This window comes from Streptomyces sp. NPDC056361, from assembly GCF_042262805.1.
Classification (GTDB): Bacteria; Actinomycetota; Actinomycetes; order Streptomycetales; family Streptomycetaceae; genus Streptomyces.
This window is the reverse complement of sequence record NZ_JBHJQI010000039.1, coordinates 49,102-62,021: the sequence shown is the minus strand read 5'-3', so window position 1 is coordinate 62,021 and position 12,920 is coordinate 49,102. Positions and strand designations below refer to the sequence as shown.

The 12,920-nt window shown below is 69.9% G+C and carries 7 protein-coding genes, 1 tRNA gene and 1 riboswitch; of the genes, 5 read left to right on the top strand and 3 right to left on the bottom strand.

The features are described 5' to 3' along the window. Positions 1-30: 30 nt before the first annotated feature. Positions 31-2,583: a discoidin domain-containing protein gene (locus tag ACFCY7_RS15490; protein ID WP_376485044.1), complete on the bottom strand. Its 2,553-nt coding sequence runs from the start codon at positions 2,581-2,583 to the stop codon at positions 31-33. 274 nt (positions 2,584-2,857) lie between these two features. Next, positions 2,858-2,944, top strand: a riboswitch (cobalamin riboswitch). Between the two features lie 58 nt (positions 2,945-3,002). Here ACFCY7_RS15490 and ACFCY7_RS15485 point away from each other — a divergent pair. From ACFCY7_RS15485 to ACFCY7_RS15470, 4 genes are all read left to right on the top strand, one after another. Continuing rightward, positions 3,003-3,161 carry a hypothetical protein gene (locus tag ACFCY7_RS15485; protein WP_376485042.1) on the top strand — a complete coding sequence of 53 codons (159 nt, stop codon included), beginning with the start codon at positions 3,003-3,005 and terminating at the stop codon, positions 3,159-3,161. Positions 3,162-3,682: 521 nt separating this feature from the next. After that, positions 3,683-4,012 carry a DoxX family protein gene (locus ACFCY7_RS15480; RefSeq protein ID WP_376485040.1) on the top strand — a complete coding sequence of 110 codons (330 nt, stop codon included), beginning with the start codon at positions 3,683-3,685 and terminating at the stop codon, positions 4,010-4,012. A gap of 298 nt (positions 4,013-4,310) precedes the next feature. After that, complete coding sequence (locus tag ACFCY7_RS15475; RefSeq protein ID WP_376485037.1) at positions 4,311-5,246, top strand: EamA family transporter; 936 nt, start codon at positions 4,311-4,313, stop codon at positions 5,244-5,246. Next, positions 5,243-9,088: an amino acid adenylation domain-containing protein gene (locus tag ACFCY7_RS15470; RefSeq protein ID WP_376485034.1), complete on the top strand. Its 3,846-nt coding sequence runs from the start codon at positions 5,243-5,245 to the stop codon at positions 9,086-9,088. Before ACFCY7_RS15475 ends, ACFCY7_RS15470 begins: the two co-directional genes overlap by 4 nt. A gap of 544 nt (positions 9,089-9,632) precedes the next feature. Here the strand turns inward: ACFCY7_RS15470 and ACFCY7_RS15465 are convergent. Beyond that, positions 9,633-11,993 carry an arylsulfatase gene (locus ACFCY7_RS15465; protein ID WP_376485032.1) on the bottom strand — a complete coding sequence of 787 codons (2,361 nt, stop codon included), beginning with the start codon at positions 11,991-11,993 and terminating at the stop codon, positions 9,633-9,635. A gap of 407 nt (positions 11,994-12,400) precedes the next feature. On the opposite strand from ACFCY7_RS15465, the gene ACFCY7_RS15460 reads away from it, so the two are divergent. Next, positions 12,401-12,712, top strand: coding sequence for a site-specific integrase (locus tag ACFCY7_RS15460; RefSeq protein WP_376485053.1), 312 nt, complete (start codon positions 12,401-12,403; stop codon positions 12,710-12,712). Between the two features lie 99 nt (positions 12,713-12,811). Here ACFCY7_RS15460 and ACFCY7_RS15455 read toward each other — a convergent pair. Continuing rightward, positions 12,812-12,885 (bottom strand) — tRNA-Pro (locus tag ACFCY7_RS15455). Positions 12,886-12,920: the final 35 nt, after the last annotated feature.

The following is a 12,920-nucleotide window of genomic DNA, read 5'->3' as shown; positions in this document are numbered from 1 at the left end:
CTGCCGGTGACGGGCGCCGCTGTCGTGCCGTCAGGAGACGGTGATGAACCGGGCGATGCTCGGCACCCCCTGGGCGTCCAGGGCGAAGAGCATGTAGGTGCCCGGCAGGACCACGCCCTTGTCGGCGGGGATGGACACCGTGTACGTGCCGGTGCCGGCGGCCGTGGAGGCCAGCGGGACCCGGCGCTGGTCGTTGTCCGTGGAGTGGGTCGCGGCGGCGGCCCGCATCAGGACGAAGGAGGCGACCGGACCCTCGGTGGCGACGGTGAGCGAAGCGCCGGCGGCGGCACGGGGCGGTACGCCGCCGGTGATGACGGGACGCGGCTTGGGCGTGCCGTCCGCGTTGAGCAGGTACGGCGGTGTGAACACGGCCCCGTCGGCGTGGTTGGTGGCGCAGTCACCGCACAGGCCGCCGCCGCCGGAGAAGATCCGCCCGTCGGGCAGCAGGTTGGCCACGCTGTGGTAGTTGCGCGGAATGGCCATGGTGGCGAGCGGGGTGAAGCGTCCGGTCGCCGGGTCCCACAGTTCGGGGGTCAGTACGGACGTGGCGTCGCTGAACGGCACGGGGTACGCCTGGCCGCCGAACACGGCGACCTTGCCGTCGGGCAGGACGACGCTGTTGCCGAAGGCGCGGGCGTTGCCCATGTCGCCCGTGCGCTCGGACCGGACCTGGTCGCCGTCGATGCTCACGGTGTACGCGCGCCAGGTGGCGGGCGTGTTCTCGTAGGCGGGCGAGCCGCCGAGGGTGAGCAGCTTGCCGATGTCGTACGGGACGGCGTTGCCGGTCATGGCGTCCTGGCTGTCGGCCCGGGGCCCGGCGGAGGTGATGCTCCCGGTCCCGCCGGTCGTGATCCAGTTCATCTGCTTGCTCGGACCCAGCTGGAGCACCTTGCCGCCCGAAGTGGCGTACAGCCACATGTGGTTGTCGGCGCGGTAGGGGCCGCGGGGGTCGGCCGTCAGGGCCGGGGCTGCGGGGACACCGGGGAGCTTGCGCCAGGTGCGGGTGTCCGGGGACCAGACCTCGCCGGCCTTGTCGCCCGTGGCGCCGCTCCAGGATCCGCCGAGGACGAAGGCCTCGCCGGTGGAGAGCAGGGTCATGGCCTGGTAGCCGCGGGCGGTGTTCATGTCGCTGGTCGCCGACCAGGAATCGGTGGCCGGGTCGTAGATGCTCGCCTTCTCCGCGTTGCTGCCGCCGGTGACGAGGACCCGGCCGTCGGCGAGCATCGCTATGCCCGGGCAGAACATGTCGTGACCGGTGTTGTCGACGCGGCGCTGGGTGACCTTGCCCGTCTTCAGGTCCAGGATCGCGGTCTGGGTGTAGCCGTTGCTGCCGCCGAAGCGGTCGAGCGCGTACGCCGACCAGGCCAGCAGCTTGTCGCCCGGCAGGACGGCGGTGGCCACCGGCACCAGGGGGAAGCCGGTGATCCGGCTCCAGGTGCCGTGGACGGCCGGGGCGGCCGGTCCGCTCAGGCGTATCTCGGCGGCGGAGGTCCAGGGCCCGCGGTTGCCGGCCTCGCGGGTCACGGTCAGCCGTATGTAGCGGGCGTTGCCGGTGCGGGTGAAGGTGGCGGTCTTGACGGTGTCGTCGTCGCGCCAGGTGCCGGCGGAGACCGGTGCGCCGAAGGTGGTGCCGTCGGTGCTGGTGGTGACGGTGTACGCGCCCGCGCGCCCGTTCACGCCGTCCTTGCGGGGCTGGTACACCAGCGCGGAGACGGGCGCCGTGCGGTGCATGTCGATGGTGATGCTGTGCAGCAGCGGGGCCGGGGTCGCGGACCACCTGCTGTGCCAGATGGTGGCGGCGTCGCCGTCGAGGACGTTGGCCGCGCGGCCGTTCTCCTTGGCGGTCTCCTCGTCGCTCGCCGTGGCCGTCCATCCGGTCCGGGGCAGGTCGACGGTGGCCGCCGGGGTTCCCGGATCGCCGAGCAGGTCGATCTCCGCGGCCGAGGTCCACGGGCCGCGCCGGCCGGCCTCGGTGAGGGCGGTGAGCCGGACGAACCGCGCGCCCTGCGGGGCGAATCCGAGCGTCTTGGCGCCGCCGTCGTCCGCGAGCGTGCCCGTGGCGACCGGACTGCCCCAGCTCCGGCCGTCGGTGCTCACGCTGATGCTGTACTCACCGACGCGCCCGTTGACCCCGGTGGCGCGGGGCCGGTAGACGAGCGCCGAGACCACCGTCGTCCGGTGCATGTCGACGGTGATGCCGTGCGGCAGCGGGGCCGGGGTGCCCGTCCACTTGCTGTGCCAGATGGTGGCCGTGTTCCCGTCGAGGACGTTGGCCGCCCGGCCGTTCTCGCCGACCGTCTCCTCGTCGCTCGCCGTGGCGGTCCAGCCGGTCCGGTCGAGCACCGGAGCCGTCGGCTCCATCGCGTTCGCCGGGGCCACCCCGTGGTGCGGCGACGCCTTCGCCGCGTGCGTGCCGAGGATCCCCGGCGTCGGCCTCGCCGTCGGGCCGTGGCCGCCCGGCCCCGTGCTCGCCACTCCCAGCCACGGGGTCAGCCCCACGAGCACCGAGCCGAGCGCGCAGGCGACGAGCAGAGGGGGGCGTCGGAACGCTCCGGCGAGAGCGCGGACGCGTCTGGACTGCAATCGGACCTCCTGGGGCGAACCGTGAACCACTACGGACCCCTAGAACATAGGTCAGAACACATCAACTCGACCGTAGAACAGAGGAGTTGCCCCGAACCCGCACGGACCCCCCGGACGGCCATCCGTTACTCCTCTCCCTTTACCTGGCGCGTGCATCGCAGGAAGGGAGCGTGGGGGCGCATGCCTGTCATGAATGTGATCAACGGCGCTCCCGTGCGCCCTGACTGAAAAGAAGTGCCGCGAGGTACCTTCTCGACGTCAAGCGACGGCGTGCGGAAGCCCGGTGAGATCCCGGCACGGTCGCGCCACTGTGTGCCAAGGCCGCTGCTTCTACGGAGTGGCGGCTGTTGGTGAGTCAGACCCTGTGTCGTCGCACATGCTCCATCGAACGGGACGCGTGTTCCCCAAGGAGGTCCGCAGTGGCACAGCCCACCGCCCCCAGCCCGCTCGCTCCGGCCATAGCGGCGCCGCAGGACTTCGTCGGCGCCGAGCAGGGCGCCACGTTGCGGGTGCTGATGTTCCAAGGGTCTCCCACAGCTGCAGTCACGTCGTCGGCCGTCACCGCAAGGACCGGCTGACGCAAGCACCGGCTGACGCAAGCACCGGGCAGCGCCGGCAGCAGACAGCCGATGAGCGACGGACGGCTGCCGCGAACGGGCTGTGTCGACTCCGGCAGCCGAAAAGCTGTTCACGGATTCGCATGCGACCGAGAAGCCGACGGCCTCGCGGAATCTCGCCGCGTCCGCCACCTGGCGAACACGGACGGCGCCCACCGCGACTCATGGGCCCGCCCCGAGACTCCGCCCCGCCGCCCCGGGCCGTCAGTCGGGCCGGGTGAGCCGCCCCTTCCGACCGGTAGGTCGTATCGCGGGCTTCGACAGTCCCAAGCGAAATAGAGAGAGCCGGGCTTACCTCGGTGTACGCCTCGCTTCCGCCCTCCGCCGCCTCTTCACCCCCCAGGCGGTGGCGCACAGTCCTGCGCACGCGACCTACCCCGTGCCGAGGGCGTGTCGTGCATGCCGAGCGTGCGCGGTACCGCAGGCCACACCCCTTCGGCACGATCCCCCTGCTCCCCCTACCCTGATCGGACACGCCTCCCATGCGTACCCAGACGAGCACCTCCACGATCGACCCGCCGGTGACGAGCACTCAGGCGACCACGAGAGGCCAGGACATAGGCCTGCTGGCGCTGCGCCTCACGGTCGGGCTGCTTCTGGTCGCCCACGGCGCACAGAAGCTGTTCGGCTGGTTCGGGGGTGGCGGCCTCGACGGAACCGCCGCGTTCCTCGGCCAGGTCGGCTACAGCCCGGCCAAGCTCTTCGCGGTGATCACGGGCGTGACCGAACTCGGCGGTGGCATGCGCCCGGCAGTCGCCAGCGTCGTGGTGGGCCTCGGCGCCGGCGCGGTGACGCTGCTCGTCAAGACGTAGCGGCCCCGAAGGGGCCTGTCCTCGGACATGCCCCACCCCGTCGACGCGCGAGGACCAGCGGCGCCACGCCTCTCCAGGCTTCCCGCGCCTTCCCCAAGCCCCCGCTCCTCGGCTCCTCACCCGGCTCGGGCGCGACGACACCACACGTCAGCCGCTCCCGACACCCACGCCCTCACCACGCTGCCTCTTCAGCGCACAGCCCTGCCCACATCGGAGAACTCATCGTGCTCGGATCAGTACAGCCCGCCATCTGCCCTGTCGCCTTATCCGTCCCGTGCGCACTCGTCCGGAGTGTCGAGTGAAAGGCAACGGGCTGGCGTTCGACTCGGCCTTGACCGCGCTGGCTCCGGCGGTCTGGGGCAGTACCTACCTGGTGACGACGGAGCTGCTGCCACCCGACAGACCGTTGCTGGCCTCCACTGTTCGGGCTCTGCCTGCAGGGCTTGTGCTGCTCACGATCGGGCGCGCACTGCCGCGTGGCGTGTGGTGGTGGCGCGCCTTGGTGCTGGGTGTGCTGAACATCGGCGCCTTCTTCTACCTGCTGTTCGTGGCCGCCTACCACCTCCCCGGCGGCGTTGCAGCCCTGGTGGTCGCGGTTCAGCCGATGTTGGTGCTGCTACTGGGGGCCCTGCTGCTGAAGGATCGGATCCAGCCGATGCAGCTGGCAGCGTGCGTGCTCGGCGTGTCGGGCGTGGCGCTGCTGGTCCTGAAACCGCAGGCGGGTCTGGACGCCGTCGGCGTCTTCGCCGGGCTGGCGGGTGCGGTCAGCATGGCTTCCGGCATCGTGCTCACCAAACGCTGGGGCCGTCCCGAGGGCGTGGGCGTCCTGACGTTCACCGGCTGGCAGTTGACCGTAGGAGGCCTTGTTCTGGCGCCGGTCACCTTGGTCGCCGAAGGCCTGCCCGGCAACATCACGGGCCCGAACATCGCCGGGTTCGCGTACCTGAGCGTGATCGGGGCCCTGTTCGCCTACGCGATCTGGTTCCGGGGCATCGGACGGCTGCCCGCGCTGGCGGTGTCGGTCCTGGGCTTCGCCAGCCCCCTGGCCGCGACGCTCCTCGGATACGTGTTCCTGGACCAGAAGCTGTCGCTGCTTCAGGCGGTCGGCGCCATGGCCGTCGTCGTCGCCGTCGTACTCGCCCAGCCCCGGCAGAAGCCGAGGACCAACGCTCCCCCTCAGAGCCCGTCGCTTCCGCCTCGTCATCGCGAATCAGCCGGCAAGGAGAATCCGTGAACACCGCACCGCTCACCGCACGAATACATACCGCCCGTCTGGGCAGCTGCCTGACCGACCTCCTCAGGGAGCAGGCGGAAGCGCAGCCCGAGGCCATCGCGGTCGCCTGCGACGACCAGAGCCTCACCTACCGGGAACTCGAACAGGCGGGCAGTCGGCTGGCCGCCTCCCTGCGCCGACTCGGTGTGGGCGCGGACGACTGCGTCGGTCTGTACGTCGAGCCGTCCCTGGACCTGATGACCGGCGCGTGGGGCATCCTGCTAGCCGGGGCGGCCTACCTGCCGCTGTCCCCGGAGTACCCCGAGGACCGGCTGCGCTACATGATCGAGGACAGCCGAACCGGCGTCATCGTCACCCAGGACCACCTGGCCGACCGCCTGGCCGAGCTCGCCCCCTCCGGGACGCGGGTCGTCACCCTGGCCGACGCGGAGGCCCGTCCGGAAGGGCACGGCGGCGAAGCGAGTCCGGCGCCTCCCCGGCCGGACGCGCTGGCGTACGTCATCTACACCTCAGGCAGCACGGGCCGGCCGAAGGGCGTGATGATCGAGCACCGCAGCATCACGTCCCAGATGCGCTGGATGCACGCCTGCGGACATGTGGGCAAGGGCACCACGGTGCTGCAGAAGACGCCGATGAGTTTCGACGCGGCACAGTGGGAGATCCTGGCCCCTGCGATGGGCAGCCGGGTCGTCATGGGCGCTCCGGGCAGCTACCGGGACCCCCAGGCACTGAGCGAGACGATCGTGAAGCACGAGGTGACCACGCTCCAGTGCGTGCCCACCCTGCTCCAAGCACTCCTTGACACCGAGGATTTCCACCGGTGCACCACGCTCAGACGGGTGTTCTCCGGCGGCGAGGCACTCTCACGGCAGCTCGCACGGACCTTCGCCGACGAGGTTCCGTGGGCATCCCTGGTGAACCTGTACGGGCCGACCGAGTGCACCATCAACGCGACCGCCTACCTGGTCGACCCGGACGAGATCGGCGAAGGCGCCGGCACGATCCCGATCGGCGTGCCCGTCGACAACACCCAGTGCTTCATCCTCGACGAGAACCTGGCGCCGGTCGACATCGGAGAGACCGGCGAGCTGTACATCGGCGGCGTCCAGCTGGCGCGCGGCTACCTGCACCGGCCCGACCGGACGCGGGAACGGTTCGTCCCCTCCCCGTTCGTACCGACGGAACGGCTGTACAGGACCGGCGACCTGGCGTACTGGAACCCGGACGGCACCATCCAGTTCTCCGGCCGGACCGACAACCAGATCAAGCTGCGCGGCTACCGCGTCGAACTCGACGAGATCGCCCTGGCCATCGAGGAGCACACCTGGGTGAGGCGAGCCGCGGCCGTCGTCACCGACGACACGAGGACCGGCTTCCAGAACCTGGTCGCGTGCATCGAGCTGAACCCGAAGGAAGCAGCTCTGATGGACCAGGGGAACCACGGCGGTCATCACCAGTCCAAGGCCAGCAAGCTGCAGGTGAAGGCCCAGCTGTCCGACCCGGGCCTGAGGGACCCCGAGGAGCTGCACGACAGACCGGTGGTGGAGCTGCCCGGTGGGCAGGAGTCCCCGCGGCAGCGGCGGGAGACCTTCGCCCGCAAGACCTACCGCTTCTACGAGGGCGGGAGCGTCACCCGGGCCGACGTACTGGGGCTTCTCGCCCCGCGGCAGATCGATGACTCCTCCCGCGGCCTCGATGAGGTGACGTTCGCCGAACTCGGCGAGATGCTGCGGTGGTTCGGGCGGTTCCGGAGCGACGAGCGGCTGCTGCCGAAGTACGCCTACGCTTCCCCCGGCGCGCTGTACGCGACCCAGCTGTATCTGGAGACCGGCGGCCTCCAGGGCCTGGATTCCGGGGTGTACTACTACCATCCCGTGGACCACGCCCTGGTGCGGATCGGCCCGGCCGCGAGCGGCTCCGGGGCCTCTCTCTCGGTGCACTTCGCCGGTAAGAAGCGGGCGATCGAGCCGGTCTACAAGAACAACATCCAGGAAGTGCTGGAGTTCGAGGCCGGACACATGGTGGGCCTGTTCGAGGAGGTGCTGCCCGAGTACGGGCTGGACATCAGCCCCCTGGCCTTCCTCCCGTCCGTCAAGGACCTTCTGGACGTCGCGGACGACGACTTCTACCTGGGCACGTTCGCGATCCGTCCCGGCGACGGGTCACCCCGGCGGGACTCCACCGAGATCTACGTGCAGGCCCACGCCGACCGGGTGGAAGGACTGCCGACGGGCCAGTACCGCTACGCGGACGGCGAGTTGGAGCGAATGTCGGACGACCTGGTGCTGCGCAAGCATGTGATCGCCATCAACCAGAAGGTGTACGAGCGGGCGAGCTTCGGCATCACCGCGGTCAGCCGGGCGGACGAGGCGTGGCTCGAGTACGTCGACCTGGGAACGAAGCTGCACCATCTACAGCGCAACGGCCTCGGTCTGAACCTGGGATTCATGTCCTCGGGCTACAGCTCGAAGACCGGCCATCCGCTGCCGGCGGCGCGGCGCATGGACGACATCCTGGCCTCCTGTGGGACCGGGTCAGGCGCGTCGTACTTCTTCCTCGGCGGCAGGGTCAGCGAGGAGCAGATCCTCAGCGAGGGCATGTACGAGGACTCGGTCCACATGAAGGGCCCTGCGGAGATCATCAGGGACGAGCTGGCCGGGCTCCTGCCCGACTACATGATCCCGAGCCGCGTTCTGGTGCTGGACGAACTCCCGCTGACCGCGAACGGGAAGGTCGACGGCAAGGCCCTGGCCGCCTCCGAGGAGGTGAGGTCGGCCGACAGCGGCAGCCCGTACGTGGCACCCTCGACCCGGGCCGAACGATGGCTCGCCGAGGCGTGGGGCAAGGCCCTGAAGTACGAGAACGTTTCGGTGGAGGACCAGTTCTTCGCCTCCGGCGGGAACTCGCTGAGCGCGGTCGCGCTCGTCAACCGGATCAACAGGGAGTTCGGTACGCAGCTGCCGCTGCAGGTCGTCTTCGAGCACCCGAAGCTGGCCGATCTGGCGGCCCGGATCGAGAGCGGTGCCGGCGCGCCGTCCTCCCGGCTGGTCCCGCTGCACGCCGAGGGCGCCGGCAGCCCGGTGTTCTGCTGGCCGGGCCTGGGCGGGTACCCGATGAACCTTCGCCTCCTGGGGAGGGAGTCGGGTCTCGGTCGGCCGTTCTACGGCGTGCAGGCCCACGGCATCAACGCCGGAGAGACGCCCTACCCGACGATCCGGGAGATGGCCCACGCCGACGTGACGGAGATCCGGCGGCAGCAGCCCGAGGGGCCGTACACGCTGTGGGGGTACTCCTTCGGTGCCCGGGTCGCGTTCGAGGCGGCCTGGCAGCTGGAGCAGGCCGGCGAGCGGGTGGAGAACCTGCTGCTGATCTGCCCCGGGAACCCGAAGGTCCGCGAGGCCGACGGCCCCCGCCACGGACGGGAGGCCTCGTACCGCAATCCGGCGTACGTCACGATCCTGTTCTCCGTCTTCGCCGGGGCCGTCAACGGGCCCGAGCTGGCGCGGTGCCTCAAGACAGCGCAGGACGAGGACAGCTTCGTGTCGTTCGTCCACGACCTGCTCCCGGCCCTGGACGAGCAGCTGATCCGCAGGATCACCCGGATCGTCGGAGAGACGTACGAGTTCGAGTACAGCTTCCGCGAGCTGGCCGAACGACGCCTGAACAGCCCGGTGACCATCTTCAAGGCCTCGGGGGACGACTACTCGTTCATCGAGGGCCGCTCCGGCTACTCCGCAGCTCCCCCCACGACGGTCGACCTGGACGGCGACCACTACAGCGTCCTGAAGGAGCACGGCGTCGCCGAACTGGTGTCGGCGATCCGCGCCCACCTCGGCATGTGAACCCTTCGCCCCTGCCCGATGCCACGGCTTCCCGGGCAGGGGCGAGTCCCGGTGCGACAGACCGGAACATGCCGTCCAGTCGCAGCCCGTCATCCCCTGCGAGGTCACCCACTCGGTCAGGAAGCGGCTGCCCTGATCGTGGTCGCCCGCTGGCCAGTCAAGGCGAGTGGTCCCCAAGCGGTCCCCAAGCGCGGTGCGCGCCGCCTTCGGTCGCGAGACCAGAGAGGCAGCCCTCGTGGGACGAACCCCCACCGCCCGCGGGCAGCGCCACGGCCCTCGCAGACTGCTGGCATCGCCTGTCCGCCCTGCATGCGGACGGGGTTGGGCTGCAGAGCCAAGCCGTCGTCCACCGCGGCTTGGCTCTGCTCCGGAGTGGGCCGGTAGAGACTGTCAGCCACCACCCGCAGCGGCGCTGCTTCACGGTTGCGCGCCGTTCGCGTTGAGGTCGTTGCGGCTGTCCGGGAGGACATCCGACAAGTGACGACCGAATACCCGTTCATGCGTGCGCCCTGTCACCTGCACGAGCGCTTCGTAGGGGGGCGGCTTACTGGCGGGCCATGTGCATGCGCATCTCGCTCTCGGCGTCGACGATGAGGTCGCCGGACAGGTCGACGGTGACGCCGTGCAGGATGCCGGTGAAGCGGAACGGCGCCCGGTAGTCGGGGGTGACGGCAGAACCGGGGTTGGCGCCGCAGAGCACGCCGCCCGGATTGAAGGCGATCGGGGTGGTGACCGGCATGTCGATCTGTCCGACGAGGCGGCCGTCGACGTACAGCTGGGCAAGGCCGGCAGCACCTCTGCCCTGGGAAAGGTCCGGGGCCCCGGTGGGCTCGAACTCGAAACGCAGCGCGTGCCGCCCCTCTGGAAGGGCCTCGCTGGAGACCACGTGGTGCAGGGCCCGCTGAACGTAGTTGTGGGCGTAGTGCAGGTGGCCGTCCTTGACGTAGAAGGACCAGCCGCCGGCGTTGGTGCCCTGGCAGAGCAGGACGCCCTCGGCTCCGCCGGGCGGGATCTCGACGTCGGCGGTGATGCTGTGCGGGCGGTTGAGGACCCGGGGCGCAACCGCGGCCGGCAGGACCTGAGTACCCGGGCGGAAGGTGTAGCTGGTGCGGTCCTGGGTGATCTGCGGGCGCTCGGTCATCAGCCTCTGCAGGACGCTGCCGTCGATCGGCAGCACGTTGTACTTGCCGGCCTCCACGTACCACAGGGCGATCATCTCGATCAGCTTGCTGCGGTGCTCCTGGGCGAGGTTCCTGGTCTCGGCGACGTCCTGGTCGACGTGGTACAGCTCCCAGTGGTGAGCGTCGAGATCGTCGAGGTCCGTCATGGTGATCGGAGTGCCGAAGGGCCGCCCGGCCTCCGCGAGGGAGGGGCCGGGCCAGGCGCAGACCGCCCGCCACCCGTCGTGGTCGATGGCCCGGTGTCCCAGCATCTCGTAGTACTGGGTGCGGTGGAGGCTCGGCGCACCGGCGTCGTCGAAGGTGTGAGCGAAGCTGACGCCGTGCAGGGGCGCCTGGGTGACGCCCCGAATGGTCGTGGGCGCCTCGATGCCGAGCACGTCCAGGACGGTGGGGACCATGTCGATGATGTGCGCGAACTGGTCGCGGATCTCACCGCGGGCCCGGATACCGTCGGGCCAGTGGACGAGGAACGGGTCGCTGACGCCTCCGCGGTAGGTCTCCCGCTTCCATCGGCGGAACGGTGTGTTGCCCGCCCACGTCCATCCCCACGGGTAGTGGTTGAAGGTGGCCGGGCCGCCGAGCTCGTCGATGCGCGCCAGGCTCTCCTCGAGCGTCTCGGGCGCGTTGTTGAAGAACTGCATCTCGTTGGTGGTGCCCGTCACCCCGCCCTCGGCACTCGCTCCGTTGTCGGAGACCACCATGATCAAGGTGTTGTCGAACTCGCCGGTCTCCTTCAGGAAGTCCAACAGCCGGCCGAGGTGGTGGTCGGCGTGGGAGAGGAAGCCCGCGTAGACCTCCATCAGCCGCGAGGCAAGCCGCCGCGCGTCCGGCGCGAGCGACTCCCACGCGGGCACGTCCGGATCGCGCGGGGACAGGCGGGCGTCCGTGGGCACCACGCCGAGCTCCTTCTGCCGGGCGAAGGTCTGCTCTCGGTAGGCGTCCCAGCCGTCGTCGAAGCGTCCCCGGTAGCGGTCGGCCCACTCCTTCGGCGCATGGTGCGGGGCATGCGTCGCACCGAGGGACAGGTTCAGGAAGAACGGCTTGTCCGGGGCGACCTGCTTGGCGTCGGCGATGAACGACATCGCCCGCTCGACGAGGTCCTCCGTCAGGTGATAGCCCTCCTCCGGCGTGGCCGGCGGCTCGACCTGGTGGTTGTCGTAGACGAGGTCCGGATACCACTGGCTGGTGTCGCCGCCCAGGAACCCGTAGAACCGCTCGAAGCCCCGCCCCAGCGGCCACCGGTCGTACGGGCCCGCCGCCGACTCCTGCTCCGAGGGCATCAGGTGCCACTTGCCGACCATGTACGTGTTGTAGCCCTGCTGCAGCAGCATCTCCGACAGGAACCCGTTCTCGAACGGGATCTGCCCGTTGTAGCCCGGATAGCCGGTGGCCAGCTCCGTGATCGCCGCCATGCCGTTGGCATGGTGGTTGCGGCCCGTCATGATGCAGGACCGCGACGGCGAGCACAACGCGGTGGTGTGCATATTGCTGTAGAGCAACCCACCTGCGGCCAGCGCGTCCAGGTTCGGCGTCTCGATCGGACTGCCATAACAGCCCAACTGCCCGAACCCGGTGTCATCGAACACGAGGAACAACACGTTCGGCGCACCCGCCTCGCCCCGCACCGGCTGCGGCCACGCCGGACTCGACTCATCTGTCGTCCTACCGATCACTCCCGGGAACCGCTGCCCCGGCCGGTACTCACTCCACGACGGCTGCGCCATTCCAGCTCTCCATCCCACCAACCCCGACGAAGGAGCCGGTGATGCTTGTGCGGCTGCTCCACGCTAGGCCGCCACCATCGCCCCCGCGATCGGAGTACGCTGTCTGGCCCTCCCCTGGACGACGTAGCGCTTGGACAGCCCTCCGCCTCGTCCAGTTCGATGGACTTCGCAACGGGGCTGGAGTTCCGTCATTGCGTGAAGACGTTGAGCATGGCCTGGGGGAAGAGGGCATGGGTTTGGTGGTTGAGCAGGGCCTTTGCCGTTGGCCTGGCAGACTCCGCTGTCCATGATCTGCACGTGCTGCAGGCACTCGGCGCGGACGACGGAGTTGATGTCGTCGGCGGTGGCGGTGATGCCGTCGGCGAAGTGCGCGGTGATCTGGCCGCCGTCGACGCGGGCTCGTTCAGCTGGTCGTCGAGCTTGGCATGCGCAGCGGCGGGCAGCCGGCGGCGCGGATGGGCTCGTACGCTCGGAAGCTCGGCTACGCGCACCTGCGTCGCCACGACCTCCGGCACACCGGACTCACCTGGTTCGCCGACGTCGGGGTCCAGGTGCACGTCCTCCGCAAGATCGCCGGCCACGGATCGCTCACCACCACCCAGCGGTACCTGCACCCCGACGTGCACAAGATCACCGCCGCCGGCGCCACGCTCTCGGCACACCTCAGCGTGCTCCGCGCGCCCCGGTCCCTGCCGAGCCCGATCGTGGTCGCCCGCTGACTCGGTCAAGGCGAGTTGGTCCCCAAGTGGTCCCCAAAAACGAGTCAGAGGCCGTTTCAGATTGCTCTGAAACGGCCTCTGACCTGCGACTCTTTCAAGTCGGGACGACAGGATTTGAACCTGCGACCCCTTGACCCCCAGTCAAGTGCGCTACCAAGCTGCGCCACGTCCCGATGCGCGTCTCTGCGGGGTTTTCCCTGCGTCGGCG